This is a genomic window from Sphingomonas sp. EU05-FHT14C10, from assembly GCF_058790595.1.
Window position 1 is genome coordinate 1 of record NZ_JBYTEN010000033.1, and the last position, 18,163, is coordinate 18,163.

The 18,163-nt window shown below is 68.0% G+C and carries 18 protein-coding genes, 1 tRNA gene and 1 pseudogene; 14 read left to right on the forward strand and 6 right to left on the reverse strand.

Going from position 1 to position 18,163, the window contains the following annotated elements; translation table 11 throughout:
* Positions 1–71 precede the first annotated feature (71 nt).
* Positions 72–797, reverse strand: a pseudogene (locus AC3WT0_RS19195) (ArdC family protein); the annotation flags it as partial.
* A 243-nt stretch (positions 798–1,040) separates the two neighbouring features.
* On the opposite strand from AC3WT0_RS19195, the gene AC3WT0_RS19200 reads away from it, so the two are divergent.
* Complete coding sequence (locus tag AC3WT0_RS19200) at positions 1,041–1,295, forward strand: hypothetical protein (protein ID WP_492755033.1); 255 nt, start codon at positions 1,041–1,043, stop codon at positions 1,293–1,295.
* Between the two features lie 29 nt (positions 1,296–1,324).
* On the opposite strand, the gene AC3WT0_RS19205 is transcribed toward AC3WT0_RS19200, so the two are convergent.
* Positions 1,325–1,735, reverse strand: coding sequence for a MerR family transcriptional regulator (locus AC3WT0_RS19205; protein WP_492755034.1), 411 nt, complete (start codon positions 1,733–1,735; stop codon positions 1,325–1,327).
* A gap of 45 nt (positions 1,736–1,780) precedes the next feature.
* Positions 1,781–1,954 carry a hypothetical protein gene (locus tag AC3WT0_RS19210; protein ID WP_492755035.1) on the reverse strand — a complete coding sequence of 58 codons (174 nt, stop codon included), beginning with the start codon at positions 1,952–1,954 and terminating at the stop codon, positions 1,781–1,783.
* A gap of 238 nt (positions 1,955–2,192) precedes the next feature.
* Here AC3WT0_RS19210 and AC3WT0_RS19215 point away from each other — a divergent pair, with 238 nt between their 5' ends.
* The 10 genes from AC3WT0_RS19215 to AC3WT0_RS19260 all read left to right on the forward strand — a co-directional run bounded on the left by AC3WT0_RS19215 (position 2,193) and on the right by AC3WT0_RS19260 (position 13,590).
* On the forward strand, positions 2,193–2,864 hold the full coding sequence (locus AC3WT0_RS19215; RefSeq protein ID WP_492755036.1) for a cation efflux transmembrane domain-containing protein: 672 nt from the start codon (positions 2,193–2,195) through the stop codon (positions 2,862–2,864).
* Positions 2,865–2,980: 116 nt separating this feature from the next.
* Positions 2,981–3,325, forward strand: coding sequence for a hypothetical protein (locus AC3WT0_RS19220; protein WP_492755037.1), 345 nt, complete (start codon positions 2,981–2,983; stop codon positions 3,323–3,325).
* Positions 3,326–3,388: 63 nt separating this feature from the next.
* Complete coding sequence (locus AC3WT0_RS19225) at positions 3,389–4,651, forward strand: TolC family protein (RefSeq protein ID WP_492755038.1); 1,263 nt, start codon at positions 3,389–3,391, stop codon at positions 4,649–4,651.
* Positions 4,648–5,808, forward strand: coding sequence for an efflux RND transporter periplasmic adaptor subunit (locus AC3WT0_RS19230; protein ID WP_492755039.1), 1,161 nt, complete (start codon positions 4,648–4,650; stop codon positions 5,806–5,808). Before AC3WT0_RS19225 ends, AC3WT0_RS19230 begins: the two co-directional genes overlap by 4 nt.
* The gene (locus AC3WT0_RS19235; protein ID WP_492755040.1) at positions 5,805–6,227 is read left to right on the forward strand and encodes a hypothetical protein; all 423 of its coding nucleotides are present in this window, start codon (positions 5,805–5,807) and stop codon (positions 6,225–6,227) included. Before AC3WT0_RS19230 ends, AC3WT0_RS19235 begins: the two co-directional genes overlap by 4 nt.
* Entirely contained in the window at positions 6,224–9,475 is a 3,252-nt protein-coding gene (locus AC3WT0_RS19240; protein ID WP_492755041.1) for an efflux RND transporter permease subunit, read from the forward strand. The genes AC3WT0_RS19235 and AC3WT0_RS19240 overlap by 4 nt, the downstream gene beginning before the upstream one ends.
* Before the next feature lie 13 nt (positions 9,476–9,488).
* The gene (locus AC3WT0_RS19245) at positions 9,489–9,821 is read left to right on the forward strand and encodes a DUF190 domain-containing protein (protein WP_492755042.1); all 333 of its coding nucleotides are present in this window, start codon (positions 9,489–9,491) and stop codon (positions 9,819–9,821) included.
* Positions 9,822–9,855: 34 nt separating this feature from the next.
* Complete coding sequence (locus tag AC3WT0_RS19250) at positions 9,856–10,542, forward strand: ZIP family metal transporter (RefSeq protein ID WP_492755043.1); 687 nt, start codon at positions 9,856–9,858, stop codon at positions 10,540–10,542.
* A 43-nt stretch (positions 10,543–10,585) separates the two neighbouring features.
* Positions 10,586–13,114 (forward strand): heavy metal translocating P-type ATPase, encoded by a 2,529-nt coding sequence (locus AC3WT0_RS19255; RefSeq protein ID WP_492755044.1) that lies wholly within the window; start codon positions 10,586–10,588, stop codon positions 13,112–13,114.
* Positions 13,111–13,590 carry an SRPBCC family protein gene (locus tag AC3WT0_RS19260; RefSeq protein ID WP_492755045.1) on the forward strand — a complete coding sequence of 160 codons (480 nt, stop codon included), beginning with the start codon at positions 13,111–13,113 and terminating at the stop codon, positions 13,588–13,590. Before AC3WT0_RS19255 ends, AC3WT0_RS19260 begins: the two co-directional genes overlap by 4 nt.
* A 349-nt stretch (positions 13,591–13,939) precedes the next feature.
* Here AC3WT0_RS19260 and AC3WT0_RS19265 read toward each other — a convergent pair whose 3' ends face one another.
* Both AC3WT0_RS19265 and AC3WT0_RS19270 read right to left on the reverse strand, forming a co-directional pair.
* On the reverse strand, positions 13,940–15,895 hold the full coding sequence (locus AC3WT0_RS19265) for an FTR1 family protein (protein WP_492755046.1): 1,956 nt from the start codon (positions 15,893–15,895) through the stop codon (positions 13,940–13,942).
* Positions 15,895–16,524 carry a cation efflux transmembrane domain-containing protein gene (locus tag AC3WT0_RS19270; protein WP_492755047.1) on the reverse strand — a complete coding sequence of 210 codons (630 nt, stop codon included), beginning with the start codon at positions 16,522–16,524 and terminating at the stop codon, positions 15,895–15,897. Before AC3WT0_RS19270 ends, AC3WT0_RS19265 begins: the two co-directional genes overlap by 1 nt.
* Positions 16,525–16,620: 96 nt before the next feature.
* Between AC3WT0_RS19270 and AC3WT0_RS19275 the strand changes: the two genes are divergently transcribed.
* Complete coding sequence (locus AC3WT0_RS19275) at positions 16,621–17,034, forward strand: MerR family transcriptional regulator (protein WP_492755048.1); 414 nt, start codon at positions 16,621–16,623, stop codon at positions 17,032–17,034.
* Positions 17,035–17,228: 194 nt separating this feature from the next.
* On the opposite strand, the gene AC3WT0_RS19280 is transcribed toward AC3WT0_RS19275, so the two are convergent.
* A tRNA-Thr gene (locus AC3WT0_RS19280) sits at positions 17,229–17,303 on the reverse strand.
* An 82-nt stretch (positions 17,304–17,385) separates the two neighbouring features.
* Between AC3WT0_RS19280 and AC3WT0_RS19285 the strand changes: the two genes are divergently transcribed.
* Positions 17,386–17,514, forward strand: coding sequence for a hypothetical protein (locus AC3WT0_RS19285; protein WP_492755049.1), 129 nt, complete (start codon positions 17,386–17,388; stop codon positions 17,512–17,514).
* Between the two features lie 28 nt (positions 17,515–17,542).
* Positions 17,543–18,082 (forward strand): dihydrofolate reductase family protein, encoded by a 540-nt coding sequence (locus tag AC3WT0_RS19290; protein WP_492755050.1) that lies wholly within the window; start codon positions 17,543–17,545, stop codon positions 18,080–18,082.
* Positions 18,083–18,163 lie beyond the last annotated feature (81 nt).

Sequence of the window (18,163 nt, forward strand, 5' to 3'; positions counted from 1 at the left end):
TAACTGCCTACCGTGGGCGTCCATCGCCGACCTTACTGCAATGTTGCGGGCGGCGCAGACTGTCCAGATAAGGCGACAAGCTCCTCCTTGCCATATGCGGTCGACCCGAAACCGCCGGTCTGATCGCGGCCGAGCCGCGAGCGGTGTCCGGTCCAATGCCCGAGCTCGTGGAAGGCAGTGCGATGCCAGTTCACCGGCTCGAAATAGGCGTCGGGCCTCGGGACCTGCACATAGTCGAGCGCCGGTGCGTAGAAGGCGCGATCGCCGCCGATGCGGAAATCCGCGCCGGTGGCCGCGATCAGCGCCTCGGCCTGCGGCAGGATCAGGCCATCGGGCACGGGTGCTGGCGGCGGTGCGATATCGTCGGGCAGGCCCTCGCACTGGTCGACCGAAAAGACCGTGAAGCGCTTGAGGAACGGGATCTGACCGGGCTTGCGCGATTCGGCCTCGGCACGCCGGCGCTCCTCTTCGGGCGTGAAGCGGTCGGCATAGACGACGGTCGTCCCGCGTTCTCCCTTGCGAACATTCCCGCCGAGTTCGAGCGCCTGCCGGAAGGTCAGCCAGGCCTGGCGGGCGAACCCGCGCTCGACCACGGCGCTCCACAGGATGACGATGTTGATGCCGGAATAGCGCCGGCGCGTGAGCGCGTTGTGGGGCATGTCGAGCGGCGCATTGGCCGAGGACCAGGGTTGAACCCAGGGCACGCGCCCGGCCTCGAGCTCGGCGATGATACTGGCGGTGATGTCCTGATAGAGGCAGGTCCGGTCGCCGCCCGACCGGGATGAAGCATGTGTCATCTGGTTTCTCCGCGACGGGCGATCCGCGAACCTCTCGCGGTCCCTGACCCGTCACGGCCAATCCAGGCTCGTCTCTCACTCTCGGGGCGTTGCGGGGTGCCCCCGCAGAAGGGGTAGGGCGAGACCGCCAGGGCTCGCCGTCAGGGGAAGACCTTCCCCTCCATTGCGCCAGCGCAACGGATCGCGGATACTATCGGCGATCGAGGCCCGTTAACCCTCGGGGCTCGCATCCAGAGACGAAAAATGCCGTACACCGTGGTCTGGACCAAGGATGAAACCGTTTTGTCCACCAGCGACTTCGACGATCTGTCCGAAGCGGTTCGGCATGCCAAAACGCAATTCCCGATCAAGAAGACCCGGCTCGCCGTCACTTCGGTCACGGTGATCGACGAGAAAGGCCAGCGCCACTTTTTCCACGACGGAACGCTCGAGCCGGATGAACCCGAGCCGCCCGCACGTTCGCTCGGGCTGCGATTCGGAGCGAAGAAACGAGGCTAGGCAGTGGGATCCCGCAGCTCCGGCGACTATTACCCGGAGCCGAGACCTTCATTCTGCGGCGTGAGCATCTCGAGGATCCGGCATTCCGCCACGGTTCCCTTCCGGCAACTGCCCAGCATGCGGTCGAGTTCGCCCCGGAGCGCGGTCAGGTCGGCGATCTTGCGGTCGATCGCCGCCAGATGCGCGCCGGCGATCTCGTCGACCGCCGCGCAGGATTGCGCGCGGTCATCGGCGAGCATCAGCAACTCGCGCACCTGATCGAGGGTGAAGCCGAGATCGCGCGCGCGGCGGATGAAGGACAGGCGCTTCAGATGCGCGGAGTCATAGGCGCGGTAATTGCCCGACGTTCGCGCCGGGATCGGGAGCAGCCCCGAACGCTCGTAGAAGCGGACGGTCTCGACCTTGGTGCCGGTGGCGCGCGCCAGATCGCCGATTTTCACCAGGCGATTCCCGCGATGCAGGCGGCCACCTTCGCAATTCGACGCCTAGCCCTGTTCGGCGAGATGCAGCGTGTCGCGCGGCGCGCGCTCCAGCTTCTTGGCATATTGCTCGGCGAATTGCTGATGAATGCGCGCAACCGCTGGGTCGCTCGCGGCTTCCGCGCGCTCCCGCGACTCGCGGTGCCGCCGTTCCAGATAGTCCCGATCCACGGTGTCCATGATATGACTCCAGCGTCAAGAGGCGGCAGCTCTCTCGTTGCTGTCGGTCGGCGCGGTGCCATGGTCACCCCTTTGGCGCCGATGGTCCGGACTATGCGTTTCGGCAAAGCGGGAGTCAAAATCGCGGCCCTTCCCCGCGACAGGCCTGTCGCTGTCCGATCGGCATGAACATGCTGCTTGACCCTGTAGTTGCTACAGGGTGCATAGGCCGAGTCGCGCGAAGGAGTCGAGCGAAGCGATGGCCGATCAATGCTGTGGTGCAGGCGCGGGAAAGACCGCGCTCAACGACCCGAGATGGCGGCGCGTGCTGTGGATTGCGCTGGCGATCAACGCCGCGATGTTTGCAGGCGAGATCGCGGCGGGCCTTGCCTCGGGATCGCGCGCGCTCCAGGCGGACGCGCTCGATTTCCTCGGAGATGCCGCCAATTATGCGATCAGCCTGGGGGTCGCGGGGCTCGCACTCAGCTGGCGGTCGCGCGCCGCGCTGCTCAAGGGCGGCACGATCTTCGCCTTCGGCATCTATGTGCTCGTGACGACGATCGTGGCGATCTTCGGAAACGGCGTGCCCCGCGCCGAAACCATGGGTGTGGTCGGGGTACTCGCGCTGATCGCCAACGGCGCGGTGGCGTTGATGCTCTATCGCTATCGGACCGGCGACGCCAACATGCGCTCGGTGTGGATCTGCTCGCGCAACGACGCGCTCGGCAATCTCGCGGTGCTGGTCGCCGCCGGCGGCGTGCTCGGCACCGGAACGCAATGGCCTGATCTTGCGGTTGCCGCGGTCATGGCTGGGCTTGGTATTTGGGGCGGCGCGCAAATTCTGTGGCAAGCAAGTCATGAGCTGAAGAGTACAAGAAAAACGGAATCAATTTCGGCAGATTCTGGGAATGATTTCCTGGTGATGAAATAACGTGCGCCGCTTGACCATCGACAAGCTCCGCGCGTGCAATAAATCATTGCCGCAGAGCTGACCGGATGCCGAAAAGCTCTTCCGCCCGACAATGGCATGGGATAGGGGCGGGGCGGATGCGCAAGCTGGTCGCCTCGATCGCAAGCCTGATGCTGGTCCTGACATTATGGTCGGGGTTCCAGTCGTCGGTGGCCTATGCCGCCGAGATGCGGGGCTGCGTGACGGTGGTCGCGGACAATGCCCCCGGCCACACGCCGGGCGACGCCGACGAGGTCCCGAGCGACAGCGACAAGGCGACGCCGCATCACCATAATTTCAGCCACAATCACGACCTGGGCGTCCCGGTCAGCGACTGGTTAGCGCTTCCCTTCATATTCGCCCCGTCGCGCATTGCCGTCGCGCCAGGCACGCCTCCGGCTGCCTTTGCCGCGACTCGCGCACTGAGACCGCCGATCGCCTGACGTCGCCGCCGCTCCCGCCCCTGCGCGCGGAGCACCATGCGAACGTCAGGGAGAATCCCATCCATGTCTCGTCTTATCGCGGCGCTGCTTGCCGCGGCGTCCTGCGCAGGTATCGCGCAGGCGCAAACCTCACCGCCGATTGCGGCGGATGACGTCATCACGCTCGATGACGCACTGGCCCAGGCCGGTGCGACGTCCCCTTCCACCGAGGTCGCCGGCGCGGGTGTGCGGGCGGCCGAGGCCGGACGCACCGTTGCCGGTCTGCGCCCCAACCCCACGCTCAATGCCGAAACCGAGAATGTCGTCGGCACCGGCCCCTATCGCGGGTTCAGCCAGTCGGAGACGACGATCGGCTTCTCGATGCCGATCGAGCTCGGGGGCAAACGTGGCGCCCGGATCGGCGTCGCCGATGCGCGCACGGCGCGGGCGCGGCTCGATGCCGCGATCGCGCTCGCCGACCTCAGGCTGCGCGTCACCCAGGCCTATATCGAGGCGGTCGCCGCGGAGCGGCGCCTCGCCGTCGCCCAGGAGCAGCTCAGGATTGCCGACGAAGCGCTGCGGGTCGCCAAGGACCGCGTCATGGTCGGCGCCACCTCGCCGATCGACGAGCAGCGCGCCGCGGTCCAGCAGATCAATGCCAGGGCCGAAGTCGAGCGCGCGACACGCGCCGTCGAGGTCGCTCGCGCCAATCTCGGGCGGCTGGTCGGAAGCCCGATCAGCGGGCGGCTCGATACGGTCTGGTTCGACCGGACGGGGACGTTCGGACCCGAGGCGCCGGTCGCGGCGGACGGCACGCTCGCTTATGCTGCGGCGTCGGCCGACCTGTCGATCGCCGATGCCAATGTTCGGCTCGCCCGCAGCCAGCGCATTCCGGACCTGACGGTCAGCGCCGGCGCGCGGCGGCTCCAGGCGACCAACGACACCGCCGCGGTGCTCGGCGTGTCGATCCCTTTGCCCTTCTTCAACAACGGGCGGGCGGGGATTGCCCAGGCAACGGCCGAACGCGACCAAGCGGATGCGCGGCGCCGCGTCGCGCGGGTCGATGCCGAACAGGAAATCGCCCGAGCCCGCGCCGACCGCGACAATGCTGCCGCCAGCGTCCGCGCCTCCGGGCCCGCGCTCGAGGCGGCGCTCGAAGCCGCGCGGATCGCCCGGATCGGCTACGGCCAGGGCAAGTTCGACCAGCTGATCCTGCTCGAGGCCGAGCGCACGCTCGCCGAGACGCGTGCCGCCGCGATCGAGGCCCTCGTCCAATATCATGATGCCGTGGCCCGGCTGGCGCGCCTGACCGCGCCCGCGCCCGACGTTTCCGGAGACATAAAATGACCTTCACTGACAAGCGCCTCCTCGGAGGCGTCGCCGGCGCCGTGCTATTTGCAGGGGTGAGCGGCTTTACGATAGCGCGCTGGACCGCCGCTCCGGTGCCGAGCGCCGAAGAGGCGAAATCCGCGGAAAAGCCTGCGGGCGCCCCGGACAGCGTGGCGATGAGCGCCGACGCGATCAAGAATGCCGGGATCGGCACCGAAACCGTCGCGGCGGGGGGGCTTGGCGCCGAGATCGTCGCGCAGGCGACCGTGACCGCGTCGCCGAGCGGACAGGCGGTGGTGACCGCGCGGGCCGGCGGCGCCGTGACGCGCGTGTTCAAGCGCCTCGGCGACCCCGTCCGTGCCGGCGAGGCGCTGGCGATCGTCGAGAGCCGCGACGCGGCGCAAATCGCGGCAGAGCGTACCTCGGCCGATGCGAAGTCGGTGCTCGCGCAAAAGGCGCTTGCGCGAGAGCAATATCTCTACAGGCAACGCGTCTCTGCACGGGTCGATCTCGAACAAGCCCAGGCCGAGGCGGCGGCCGCCGCTGCGGAAGCGCGGCGCGCCCGCGCCGCCGCCGGCGCCGCCAACATCACGGCGGACGGACGCGGTGTTATCGTCGCCAGCCCGATCTCCGGCCGCGTCACGGCCAGCAGCGTGACGCTCGGCGCTTTCGTGCAGCCCGAGACCGAGCTGTTCCGCGTGGCCGACCCGCGGCTGGTCCAGATCGAAGCCGCGGTGGGATCGCTCGATGCGGCGCGGATCGCACCGGGCGACGGCGCGATGGTCGAGCTGCCCGATGGCCGGACCGTCGCCGCGCGCGTCCGCGCCGTGACGCCGACGCTGAGCGGCGAGACGCGCGCCGCGACGGCGGTGCTCGACGTGAGCGATGGCGGCGTGCAGCCGGGCCTCGCGGTGCGCGTCCGTATCAAGCCGAGCCGGGACGAGACGTCGGCGGCGATCGTGGTGCCCGAGGAGGCGATCCAGTCGGTCGAGGGGCGCGATGTCGTGTTCGTCCGAACCGGCCAGGGCTTCCGAGCCGTACCGGTCACGCTCGGCCGGCGTAGCGCCGGCCGCGTGGAAGTGCTGACCGGCCTGAGCGGCGGCCAGATGATCGCGTCGCGCCAGGCCTTTCTGCTCAAGGCGGAGCTCGGCAAGGGCGAGGGGGAGGAAGAATGACCCCCGGTACCCCTGTCCGGGTGGCCGCGGCCATCCTCCTTGCCGCGGCGCTCGCCGGTTGCGCGCGCGGTCCCGAACTGACGATCACGCCCCGGACCATATCCGGCAAGCCGCTCCGCATCTGGACCGTCCATGCCGAGGACAAGGGCGATATCGTCCTGGTCAGCGGCATGGTGCGGCGCCCGGCGCTCGCGCACGGGTCCGTTCCGGGTCATCTTCATGTCGTCGCGAGCTTCGCCGACGGCCGGCCGGACATCGTCGCCGACACGCGCTGGGGCTCGATCCCCGCTCGCGGGTCGCGCACGGCTTATTATTCCGCACGCCTGCCGATCGCCGACGCGTCCGCCGTCAACACTATCACCGTGTCCTATGTCGGCTCCGCCGACACGGCCGATACGCCTTCGGGAAATAATCCATGATCGCAAGCCTCATGGGGCTGTCCGTCCGCGCACGCTGGGCGGTTCTGCTCCTCTTCCTCGCCGTCGCTGGCCTCGGCATCTGGCAGCTGACCAAGCTGCCGATCGACGCCGTCCCCGACATCACCAACCGCCAGGTCCAGATCAACACGGTCGAGCGCGGCCTTTCGCCCAGCGAGATCGAAAAACGCGTGACCTTTCCGATCGAGACGGCGCTCGCGGGCATCCCCGGGCTGGAGACGACGCGATCGCTGTCGCGCAACGGGTTCAGCCAGGTCACCGCGATCTTCACCGACCAGACCGATCTCTATTTCGCGCGCCAGCAGGTGAGCGAGCGGCTCGGCCAGGCGCGCGATACCTTGCCCGAAGGCGTGCAGCCGCAGATGGGTCCCGTCACCACGGGTCTCGGCGAAGTGCTGATGTATTCGGTCGACTTCGCCAATCCCGGCGGCAAGGGCGCCAAGATCACCGACGGCCAGCCCGGCTGGCAGCGCGACGGGAGCTTCCTCACGCCCGAGGGCGCGCGGCTGACCGACGAGGTGTCGCGCGCTGCGTATCTCAGGACCGTGCAGGACTGGATCATCCGGCCGCAGCTCAGGACCGTGCAGGGCGTCGCCGGAATCGACTCGATCGGCGGCTATGCCAAGCAATATGTCGTCGAGCCCGATCCGGTGAAGCTCTCCAATTACGGCATTTCCTTCTCGGAACTGGCCAAGGCGCTCGAAGCCGCGAACCTCGCGGTCGGCGCCAACTACTTCAATCGCGGCGGCGAAGCCTATCTGGTGCGCGCGGACGCCCGCATTCGCGACATCGACGAGATCACCGACGCGATCGTCGCGACCCGTGGCGGCATTCCCGTGGCGGTCAAGGACGTCGCCAATGTCCGTGTCGGCGGCGAGCTCCGCACCGGTGCCGCCAGCATGAACGGTCATGAGGCGGTGATCGGCACCGCGCTGATGCTGATCGGCGAGAACAGCCGGGTGGTGGCCAGGGCAGTCGGCGAGCGGCTCGACACCATAGGCAAGTCGCTCCCGCCGGGGATCAAGGTCACGACCGTGCTCGACCGCTCCAAGCTGGTCAATGCGACGGTCGCGACCGTCCAGCGCAACCTCGCCGAGGGCGCCCTGCTGGTCGCGGCGGCGCTGTTCCTGCTCCTCGGCAACTGGCGCGCGGCGATCATTGCGGTGCTCGTCATCCCGTTCTCGTTCCTGATGATGGCGATGGGCATGAATGCCTTCAAAGTGCCCGGCAATCTGATGAGCCTGGGCGCGCTCGACTTCGGCCTGATCGTCGACGGCGCGGTCATCATCATCGAGAATTGCCTGGCCCGCCTCGCGCATCGCCAGCAGCATGAAGGGCGGCTGCTCACCATTCGCGAGCGGCTCGAAGAGACGATGCGCGCGAGCCAGGAGATGATCAAGCCGACTGTGTTCGGCCAGGCGATCATCCTGCTCGCTTTCGCGCCGCTGCTGATGTTCACCGGCGTCGAGGGCAAGACCTTCTCGCCGATGGCGATCACCATCATGCTCGCGCTGGTCGCGGCGTTCATCCTCGCGCTCACCCTGGTGCCCGCGCTCGTGGCGCTGCTGATCCGTGGCCGCGTCGCCGAAAAGGAAGTCTGGCTGATCGCGAAGTCCAAGGCGCGTTATACGCCGTTGCTCGAACGTGCGGTGGCGAGGCCCTGGCCGTTCATCGGCGCAGGCTTCGCCTTCTTCGCGGCATCGGCGCTGGTGTTCGGGATGCTGGGACAGGAGTTCATCCCGCAGCTCGACGAGAAGAATGTGGCGCTCGCCTCGACCCGCGTCCCCTCGGTCGCGCTCGAACAGTCACTCACCATGCAGCGCGGTGTCGAGCGCGCGGTGAGCGCGCTTCCCGAAGTCGAGCTGATGTTCTCCAAGACCGGCACCGCGGAAGTGGCCACCGACCCGATGCCGCAGAACATCTCCGATGGCTTCGTGATCCTGAAACCCCAGGAGGAATGGCCCGCGGGCGTCAGGACCAAGGCGGACGTGCTCGAACGGATCGAGAAGGTCGCCGGCAAGCAGCTGGGTCAGGTCTATGAAGTCAGCCAGCCGATCCAGCTCAGGTTCAACGAGCTGATCGCCGGCGTCCGCGGCGATGTCGCGATCAAGCTCTATGGCGACGATCTCGACAAGATGGGAGCTGCCGCGCAGCGGATCGTCACGGCGCTCCAGACGATTCCGGGCGCCGCCGACGTCAAGGCCGAGCAGACCAGCGGTTCGCCGACGCTCGAGGTCAATTTCGACCGCGCGGCGATCGCGCGCTTCGGGCTAACGGTCGAAGAGGTCGCCGACACGGTGGCCGCGGCGATGGGCGGCCGAGAGGCCGGGCTGGTGTTCGAAGGCGACCGGCGCTTCGAGGTCACCGTGCGCGTCCCCGACGCGACGCGGAGCAGCCTCGACTCGCTGGCGGCGCTGCCGGTGCTGCTGCCGACCGAGGCCAACGGCACGCGCGAGACGATCCCGCTGGCGCGCGTGGCGCAGTTCCGGTTCAGCGAGGGGCTCAATCAGATCAGCCGCGAGAATGGCAAGCGCCGGGTCGTCATCCAGGCCAATGTCCGCGGCCGCGACGTCGGCTCGTTCGTGACCGAGGCGCAGGCCAAGGTCGACAAGATGGCGCTGCCGGCTGGCTCCTATCTCGAATGGGGCGGGCAGTTCCAGAACCTTCAGGCCGCCTCGCAGCGCCTCGCGATCGTAGTGCCGCTATGCTTCGCGGCGATCTTCGCCTTGCTTTATATGGCGCTCGGCGGGTTCGCCCGCGCGGCGGCGGTGTTCCTCGCGGTCCCGCTCGGGCTCGCCGGCGGCGTATTCACGCTGGCGATGACCGGCATCGCCTTCTCGGTATCGGCGGCGGTCGGGTTCATCTGCCTGGCCGGCGTGGCGGTGCTGAACGGCCTGGTCGTGATGACCGCGATCCGCGAGCGGCTCGATGCCGGGATGGAGCTCGGACAGGCGATCATCGAGGGCACGACCGAGAAGATGCGCGCGGTGGTGATGACCGGGTTCGTACCGGCGATCGGCTTCGTGCCGATGGCGCTCGCGCACGGCACCGGCGCCGAAGTCCAGAAGCCGCTCGCGACCGTCGTGATCGGCGGGCTCATTGCGGCGACGATCCTGACGCTCCTCGTGCTGCCTGCAATCGCCAAGGTCGTGCTCGGCCTGGGCGAGCGCTGGAGCGCGCGGCGCGAACGCCGGGTGCAGGCGCAGGGCCAGGTGCAGACAGAAGAATGACGGGAGAGTGACCATGGAGAACACCAAGCTGCTCCGGATCTACACCGACGAGGGCGCCTTTTTCGGGGACCGCAAGGTCCTCGAAGTGGTGGCGAGCCGCGCGCGGGACGCAGGGCTCGCCGGCGTCACGATCCTCGAGGCGCTGATCGGCTTCGGCCGGTCGGCGCACCAGCATCGCCGCCACGTCCTGGAAAGCGACCGTGCGGTCGTGATCGAGATCATCGACGAGGAAGCGTCGCTGCGCGCCTTCGCGGAGAGCCTCGGCGACATCCCCGGCCTGGGACTGATCACGCTCGAGGCGATCGAAGTGATCGGCGGCGCATTCCTGCGGCGCCAGGCCGCGTGATGGTCGTCGTCGATGCCCGGACGGGAGACAGTTGATGCCGGCGCTGGCCTATACGCTCATCCCGGTCGCCGCGGTGCTGCTCGGGTCGCTCGCGGCAGTGCTGCGTCGACCGGGCGATGCGGCGATCGCCGGCACGCAGCATCTCGCCGCGGGCGTGGTGTTCGCGGCCGCCGCCGCCGAAATCCTGCCGCAGATCATGCACCAGGCCTCGCCCGCCGCGACGCTGATCGGTGGCGGGCTCGGCGTCGCCGCGATGCTCGGATTGAAGGAGATCGAGAAACGGTTCGAAGGCCGGATCGCGCTATTGGGCGCGATCGGGCTCGATATCCTGGTCGACGGGCTGGTGCTTGGCCTCGCCTTCGTGGCGGGCGCCAAGGCCGGCATCCTGCTCACCATCGCGCTGACGCTCGAAGTCCTGTTCCTGGGACTGTCGCTCGCAACCGAGCTCGGCGAGACGATGCGGTCCAAGGCCCGTGTCGTCGCGACGACGACGGCGATCGCGCTCCTGCTGCCGCTCGGCGCGCTGGCGGCATTCCCGGTCGCGCAGCTGCCCCCGGTCGTGATCGCGGGATTCCTGAGCTTTGGCCTGATGGCGTTGCTCTATCTCGTCACCGAGGAACTGCTGGTCGAGGCGCACGAAAAGCCCGACAGCCCGCTCATCAGCGCGATGTTCTTCGTCGGCTTCCTCGCGCTGCTGCTCATCGAAGAAATGCTGGGATGACGCCGTCCCGTCCCCACGACTCCCGATCAGAAGGATCGCAATCATGAGCGCCAAGCTACGGCTGGACATACCTGTCATCCTGCCCGAGATCCCCGATGCGGCCGACGCGTGCGTCGACCGGCTGATGGGCGAACTCGAGGGCAGGCCCGGCATCGAGCAGGCCCATGTCGTGGTCGGCGACGAGCCGAGCGCGCCCGCGCAGCTGTGCGTCCACTATGATCCCGACACGCTGTCGCTCGCGCGGATCAACGAGATCGTCCTCGCTGCGGGCGCGAAGCTGACCGAGAGCTATGGGCATCTCGCGCTGAGCGTGGACGGGATCGGTCACCAGCGTCGAGCGCGCAGCGTCGCGGAGCAATTGCTGCGCGTGAAGGGCGTGCTCGAGGCAGAGGCCAGCGCCGCCGGCACGGTACGCATCGAGTTCGACCGGGCGGCGCTGTCGGAGGAAGCGCTACGCGACTTCCTCGCGCAGATCGGCGTGCACGAGCGTCCCGCGCGTGTCAGGCCGCGCCCCAAGGATCACGATCATGTGCACGAGGCCGGACCGGGCGACGGCCACCGGCACGAGGCGCACGACCATCGCGACGGCCATGAACATGGCGATGCCGAAGGCGGGCACGAGCACGTCCATGGCGGCATTTTCGGCGCCAATAGCGAGCTGATCTTCGCGCTGATTTGCGGCGGTTTGCTCGGCATCGGCTTCGCGATCGAGAAGCTCGTACCGGCACCGGCCTGGATACCGGTCGCGCTCTTCATCGCCGCCTATGGCTTTGGCGGCTATTTCACGCTGCGCGAGGCGATCGACAATCTCAGGCTCAAGCGCTTCGAGATCGACACGCTGATGCTTGTCGCCGCGGCGGGCGCGGGCGCATTGGGCGCCTGGGCCGAAGGCGCGCTTCTCCTATTCCTGTTCAGCCTCGGCCATGCGCTCGAACATTATGCCATGGGCCGGGCGAAACGCGCGATCGAAGCGCTGGCCGAGCTCGCGCCGGAGACCGCGCTCGTCCGCCGCGATGACCGGGAAGTGGAGATCCCGGTCGAGGAACTCGAGATCGGCGACACGGTCATCGTCAAGCCCGACGAGCGGATCGCGGCGGACGGTTTCCTGATCCGGGGAACGAGCAGCGTCAACCAGGCGCCGGTCACGGGCGAGAGCATGCCGGTCGACAAGCGGCCGGTGATGGACCACGCGGCAGCCAGCGCGGCGCCGGAGATGGTCGAGGCGGCGTACAGGGTGTTTGCCGGCACGATCAACGGCAGCGGCCTGATCGAGATCGAGGTCACCAGGAAAGCCGCCGACAGCGCGCTGGCGAAGGTCGTCAAGATGGTGAGCGAGGCCGAGACCCAGCGCTCGCCGACCCAGCGTTTCACCGACCGGTTCGAGCGGATCTTCGTGCCCGCCGTGCTGGCGCTGACCGTCGCGCTGCTGTTCGCCTGGGTGGTCGTCGACGAGCCGTTCCGCGACAGCTTCTACCGCGCCATGGCGGTGCTCGTCGCCGCCAGTCCCTGTGCGCTCGCGATCGCCACGCCGAGCGCGGTGCTGTCCGGGGTCGCCCGCGCGGCGCGCGGAGGCGTGCTGGTCAAGGGCGGCGGGCCGCTGGAGAATCTCGGCTCGCTGAATGCCATCGCGTTCGACAAGACCGGAACGCTCACCGAGGGGCGTCCCCGGATCACCGACGTCATCCCGGTGGACGGCGTCGACAAGGACGAATTGCTCGCCATCGCCGTCGCGGTCGAGAAGCTCAGCAACCACCCGCTCGCGCGCGCCATTGCGCGCGATGGCACCGAGCGCCTCGGCGAGCACGCGATCCCCATCGCGAGCGATCTCGGCAGCCTGACAGGGCGCGGCGTGACTGCCGGTATCAACGGTGAGCAGGTCATCATCGGCAAGGCCGAGATGTTCGGTAGCGATGGCGTGGCACCCCTGTCGCAGCCCATGGCCGACGCGATTGCGACGCTTCGCGAAGGCGGCAGGACGACGATGGTCGTGCGCCGCGGCGATAGCGATCTTGGCGCGATCGGCCTGATGGACACGCCGCGCGAGGCCGCGCGACAGACGCTGGCGCGGCTGCGCAAGCTCGGCATCACGCGGATGATCATGATCTCGGGCGACAATCAGAAGGTGGCCGAGACGATCGCAGCCGAGGTTGGGATCGACGAGGCCATTGGCGACCTGATGCCCGAAGACAAGGTCGATGCGATCCGCAAGCTGCGCGACCAGGGCAAGGTCGCGATGGTCGGCGACGGCGTGAACGACGCGCCCGCCATGGCCAACGCGACCGTCGGCATCGCCATGGGCGCGGCCGGGTCGGACGTCGCGCTCGAGACCGCCGATGTCGCGCTGATGGCCGACGATCTCGCGCATTTGCCGTTCGCGGTCGGGCTCAGCCGGAGCACGCGCAGGATCATCCGCCAGAATGTGTTCGTGAGCCTCGGCGTCGTGGCGCTGCTGGTGCCCGCCACCATCTTCGGTCTCGGAATCGGCCCGGCGGTCGCCGCGCACGAAGGCTCGACCTTGCTGGTCGTGTTCAATGCGCTTCGGCTCCTCGCCTATCGGGACCGCGGCGGATGAGCGGGGTCGAGAACGACACCCTGGTCGAAGCACCGCCTGCCCGGGTCTGGCGCCTGCTGACCGATTTCGCGCACTACCGCGACTGGCATCCGTTCAACCGGATCACGGGCGAAGCCCGCCAAGGGGCCGCCATCGACTATCAATATACCAGCACGCTGGTGACGAAGCGGGCGCGGCACTCGCCGGCCACGATCAGCCGGCTCGAACCGAACGCCGTCCTGGAATGGGAGACGGGCATACGGCACGTCTTCCAGCACATCGAGAGCTATGAGCTGACGCCCGATCCGAAGGGGACCAGGCTGCGGCACCGCATCGAATATCGTGGCGCGCTGGCCTGGTTGATGCGGGGTCGCCCGTCGAAGCAGGCGCATGCCCGCATCTGCGAGACCGACGCCGCGCTTCGAAGCTACCTCACCCAAAAGAAGCCGTCCACCGCGCATCGGCCCGCCAACCGGCCATCCCGGCGCAGGCGGTGACGCGCTTGGACCGCCCTTTGCGTGCCATGCTCGGGCAGTCCCATGCCGCGGCCTAACCGGGGTGCGCCCTGGACCGATGCGGACAATGCGAAACTCCGGGCGCACGGCCGAGCCGGGCGTGTCGCTTCCTTCTCCTTTGCGGCCCTGGAAGAAACATTGGGGCCGGGCGCTTCGCGAGGAGCTGGGAGCCGCGCTGCGCGCCCAACAGATCGAATCCGGGGGCCCGGCCTCGGAAGGCGGCGAGGACTGAGCCGCTAGCGACAGCAGAACCCGCCTCGAGAAGCGCCAATGCTGTCGCACCCGGGACCAGCCTTGGTTTGAAGTCCCGGCCGCACCGGGGCCAACGGCGTCAGGGTCTCGCTGGCTGGGCGCGCGCCGCGCTACGCGCGTTCCAAGCGAAACCGAACGCGGTCGCGCCGGCCAGTAGCAGCTGCGCGAGGATCGTTTGCCAGGTGGGGAACAGGCCGAGCATCGAGACGCGCGGCGCACCGTGGAATGGCGCGATGCCGATGATGCCGGCTTCTTGAAGCGCCGCCACGCCCTTGCCGGCGAGAACCACCGTCAACAGCGCCATCAGCCAGGCGCTGTAGCGGAAGAATTGCGCGACGGGCAGCCGCCGGCTGTAGCGCAGCATTGCCCAGGCAATGACCGCAAGGAGCAGCACCGCCGTGCCCGCACCGGCAAGCAGCGCGCCGCCATTACCCTGCGCCCAGAGCGCCGCATAGAACAGGATCGTCTCGAACACCTCGCGATAGACGACGACGAAGGCGAGACCGAACAGGAACCAGGCGGAGCGTCCGGAGAGCGCCCGCGACATCCGCTCCTGGATATAGCGCTGCCATTGGTCGGCCTGCGACTTGCCGTGCATCCAGATCCCGACCGAGAGCAGCACGACGGCGGCGAACAGCGAGCCGAACCCTTCGGTGAGTTCGCGGCTCGCGCCGCTGATGCCGATCGCATAGGTCGCGATCACCCAGGTCAGCAGCCCTGCCGCGAGCGCGCCGATCCAGCCGCCATGGACATAGGGCAGCACTTCGGTGCGCTCGGCCTTGCGCAGGAACGCGATCATGGCGACGACGATCAGCAGCGCTTCCAGGCCTTCGCGCAACAGGATGGTGAGCGCGCCGACAAAGGTCGACGCGCTGCTCGCAGCATCGGGGGACAGCGCGGCTTCCGCGTCGTCGAAGAGGCCGTCGAGTACCTCGACACGCGTTGCGAGATCGTCGGCGCTGGCACGCTGGTCGATCGCGGCACGATATTCGCCCATCGCGCCCTCGATACGGGCGAGCAACGTGGCATCGCGTGCGCCGAGCGCGGGCTCGACCGGCTCGAAGCCGTCCAGATAAGCGGAAAGCGCCAGCTCCTTCGCCTTCCCGGCATTGCCGGCCCGATAGGCGGCAAGGCTGGCGGCCAGCTTCTCGCGGACGAGCGCCAGCGGATTGGCGACCTGCTGGACGAGCACGCCGGGATTGCGCCGAAGATAGGCCATGACGGCATCCGCGCGCGCCGGACCGAGGTCGCCCGCCAGTGCGGAAGGCGTCAGCGCCACCAAGGTCTTGAGGTCGGGAATGCGCCGCCGCACTGCCGCGTCCGCCTTCCAGATCGCTTCGCCTTGCTGGGCCAGCGCGTCGCTGGTCGAGAACTGGCCAGCGCGGAACGCGAGCGCCCAGCGATCAGCGGCCGGAAGATCGGCGAAACTCTGCATCGCGGTTCCGTCGATGCCCTGCGAGATCACCTGGTACAGAGCGAAGATGCTGCGCTGGCGTGCGCGCCCGGCATCGGTGAAGGCAATCGGGGGTGTGGCGAGCTTTGCAGCGTTAGGCCCATGACCGTCGCCCGTCATGCCGTGACAGGCCGCGCAATTGCTCGCGAACAGCGCGGTCCCTCGCGGGATGCTCGGCGCAGCGTTCGGTGCGAGCGGCACGGGATAGGCGGCGAGCAGATCGGCGGCGAGGCGATGCGCGGCGGAACCGACCGTCTCGGGCGCGGCCTTGGCGGCGATCATCGCTTGGAGTGCCTGGGCGCCCGCGAGGAGCGCGGCACGTTGCGGTTTCACCGGCAAGGCGCCGATCTTCGCTGACACCGAAGCCGCGAACTCGGTCATCTCGGCATATTCGGACGCGCTCTTCACGCGGCCATTGGCGACCGCGCCGCCATAATCGACCGCCATGTAATCGAGTAGCCGCCACGCGGTCTGAACGTCGTCGGCCGGCGTCTGCGCGGCTGCCGGGAGCGCGGTGCAAAAGGCGAGAAGGGCCGCGAACACGGTCAGGAAGTGCCGAAAGTGTCGGTCGACGGACGTCATCATTTCGCTCCGGGCGTCAGTTCGCGCCAGGCGCCGCCGACGATTTCATAGGCCGAGTGAAGGAAGAGCAGGGCGATCACCCCGGCGACGGCAAGATCGGGCCATGCCTGGCCGGTCACGCCGACCAGCAGCGCCGCGAAGATGACGGCGACGTTGGCGACCGCGTCGTTGCGGCTGAATAGCCAGATCGCGCGGACATTCGCGTCGCCTTCGCGGTAGCGCAGCAGAAGCAACGCCGAGCCGACATTGATGGCGAGCGCCGCGATACCGATCGCCCCCATGAGTTCGGCTTCGGGGAGCGTGGCGTGAAACGCCCGCCAGGTGGCGAAACCAATCACCCCCAGGCCGAGAAGCCCGAGGAAGACACCTTGCGACAGCGCGACGCGCGCGCGGCCGCGCGCGGTCCAATGGAGCGCCAGCAAGCCAAGCAGGCTGATCGAGCCGTCGCCCAGGAAATCGAGCGAATCCGCCTTGAGCGCCTGGCTGTCGGCGATGAAGCCACCCACGATCTCCATCAGGCCGAACCCGAGGTTGAGCGCCACGACGATCGCGAGCGCGCGCCGATAGCCGGGGTCGACCGCCGCCAGTTTCTGATCGCCGTGACAGCCGCAGGAATCTGATTCGTTCATCGGGCGTCCGCTACATGCTACAGTCACTATAGGATCAAGCGATTTCTTGCGAAGAATTCGCATTAGCGTGTGGGAAGGGCAGTCTTGAGCCAGGCAATGATGATCGGCGCGCTCGCGCGGAAGACGGGCACCAAGGTGACGACGATCCGCTTTTACGAATCGATCGGCCTGCTCGACACGCCGCCGCGCACGGATTCGGGTCGGCGCAGCTATGCCGGTAGCGACGTCCGCCGCCTTCATTTCATCCGTAATGGACGAAGGCTCGGTTTCTCGATCGACGAGATACGATCCCTGATCGCGCTCGACGGCGAGCCGGACCGCGAATGCGCCGAGGCTTCCGCGATCGCCGCGCAGCATCTCGCCGAGGTTGAAGACCGTTTGGCGCAGCTCACCGCGCTGCGCGACGAACTCGCGATGGTGGCGACCAGTTGCAATGGCGCGAGAACGGCAGAGTGCCGAATCATTCAGGCCATTGCGGACGGAAGTGCTGCCCGCGCGCCAGCGCGATGATCATCCCATACCGATGCGTGGCCACCGACTCCCGAGCTCCGCGGCCGCGTCAGATCCGCCAATCTACGCCAGGGCTGTGCGCCAGAGCCGCCGGACATTTGCTTCCAGCTGCTTCCGTGGTGCTTCCGTGGCGCAAAAATCGATGCCGGCCCCCGGAAGGGGTGTATCTAAGATATTGATTTATCAGGGGAAACTGGTGCTGCCGGTGAGGATTGAACTCACGACCTCAGCCTTACCAAGGATGCGCTCTACCACTGAGCTACGGCAGCATGGCCCGACGGGCGAGGCGCGCCTATGGGCGGAGCGTGCGCCGCTTGTCAAGGCGCATGGGGCGGATTAGCCCTTCGCGATATGGCTAACGACCCCGAACGCGAGAAAAGACTGGCCGAAGCGCTGCGCGCGAACCTGCGCCGGCGCAAGGCGCAGGCGCGCGAGACCGGGGAAACGGAGATGCCGCGCGAGGACGAGCGGCAAGGCTGAGACCCACCATCCGGGGACGAGGTGCGCGATGCGGAAACTGACGTCGTTCCTCTTCATGTCGATCGACGGCGTGGTCGAGGCGCCCGAGAGGTTCGTCCGGCAGGCGCTTTATGCCGATTTCCCGGCGCTGGTCGGCGAGACGATCGGCGAGCAGGACGCGGTTCTCATGGGCCGGAAAATTTATGAGGACTGGTCGGTCTTCTGGCCGACCAGCGACATCCAGCCCTTTGCGGACTTCATCAACGCCGTCCCCAAATTCGTCTTCTCGAGCACGCTTGCGACCGCCGACTGGGACGGGACGACGATCCTGCCCGGCCCGCTGGACGACGCGATCGCGACGCTGAAGGCCGGCACGGGCGGAACGATCGGCGTCCATGGCAGCATCAGCCTGATCAGCACGCTGATGGTCGCCGGACATCTGGACGAGATGCGCTTCATCCTCTGCCCGGTCGTCGCGGGCAGCGGCCGGCGCCTGCTCGCCGACAGCCACGGGCCGATCCAGTTCGATCTGGAATCGGCCCGGTCGACGCCGACCGGTCTCAACTATCTGGTCTACCGACCGCGCTGACGTAGGTTCGGGGGCGGCACCGGCCCGCTCCCCCACCCGGCCTCCCACAGAGTGTATCCTGGATGGGAGGCTGGGTGGGGG

Excerpts from the sequence above, each read along its gene's own strand:
- AC3WT0_RS19250 (WP_492755043.1), top strand. The coding sequence starts at position 9,856 with ATGCCGGCGCTGGCCTATACGCTCATCCCGGTCGCCGCGGTGCTGCTC.
- AC3WT0_RS19265 (WP_492755046.1), bottom strand. The coding sequence starts at position 15,895 with ATGACGTCCGTCGACCGACACTTTCGGCACTTCCTGACCGTGTTCGCG.
- AC3WT0_RS19290 (WP_492755050.1), top strand. The coding sequence starts at position 17,543 with ATGCGGAAACTGACGTCGTTCCTCTTCATGTCGATCGACGGCGTGGTC.
- AC3WT0_RS19245 (WP_492755042.1), top strand. The coding sequence starts at position 9,489 with ATGGAGAACACCAAGCTGCTCCGGATCTACACCGACGAGGGCGCCTTT.
- AC3WT0_RS19270 (WP_492755047.1), bottom strand. The coding sequence starts at position 16,524 with ATGAACGAATCAGATTCCTGCGGCTGTCACGGCGATCAGAAACTGGCG.
- AC3WT0_RS19255 (WP_492755044.1), top strand. The coding sequence starts at position 10,586 with ATGAGCGCCAAGCTACGGCTGGACATACCTGTCATCCTGCCCGAGATC.
- AC3WT0_RS19215 (WP_492755036.1), top strand. The coding sequence starts at position 2,193 with ATGGCCGATCAATGCTGTGGTGCAGGCGCGGGAAAGACCGCGCTCAAC.
- AC3WT0_RS19225 (WP_492755038.1), top strand. The coding sequence starts at position 3,389 with ATGTCTCGTCTTATCGCGGCGCTGCTTGCCGCGGCGTCCTGCGCAGGT.
- AC3WT0_RS19240 (WP_492755041.1), top strand. The coding sequence starts at position 6,224 with ATGATCGCAAGCCTCATGGGGCTGTCCGTCCGCGCACGCTGGGCGGTT.
- AC3WT0_RS19260 (WP_492755045.1), top strand. The coding sequence starts at position 13,111 with ATGAGCGGGGTCGAGAACGACACCCTGGTCGAAGCACCGCCTGCCCGG.
- AC3WT0_RS19285 (WP_492755049.1), top strand. The coding sequence starts at position 17,386 with ATGGCTAACGACCCCGAACGCGAGAAAAGACTGGCCGAAGCGCTGCGC.
- AC3WT0_RS19200 (WP_492755033.1), top strand. The coding sequence starts at position 1,041 with ATGCCGTACACCGTGGTCTGGACCAAGGATGAAACCGTTTTGTCCACC.
- AC3WT0_RS19235 (WP_492755040.1), top strand. The coding sequence starts at position 5,805 with ATGACCCCCGGTACCCCTGTCCGGGTGGCCGCGGCCATCCTCCTTGCC.
- AC3WT0_RS19275 (WP_492755048.1), top strand. The coding sequence starts at position 16,621 with ATGATGATCGGCGCGCTCGCGCGGAAGACGGGCACCAAGGTGACGACG.
- AC3WT0_RS19220 (WP_492755037.1), top strand. The coding sequence starts at position 2,981 with ATGCGCAAGCTGGTCGCCTCGATCGCAAGCCTGATGCTGGTCCTGACA.
- AC3WT0_RS19210 (WP_492755035.1), bottom strand. The coding sequence starts at position 1,954 with ATGGACACCGTGGATCGGGACTATCTGGAACGGCGGCACCGCGAGTCG.
- AC3WT0_RS19230 (WP_492755039.1), top strand. The coding sequence starts at position 4,648 with ATGACCTTCACTGACAAGCGCCTCCTCGGAGGCGTCGCCGGCGCCGTG.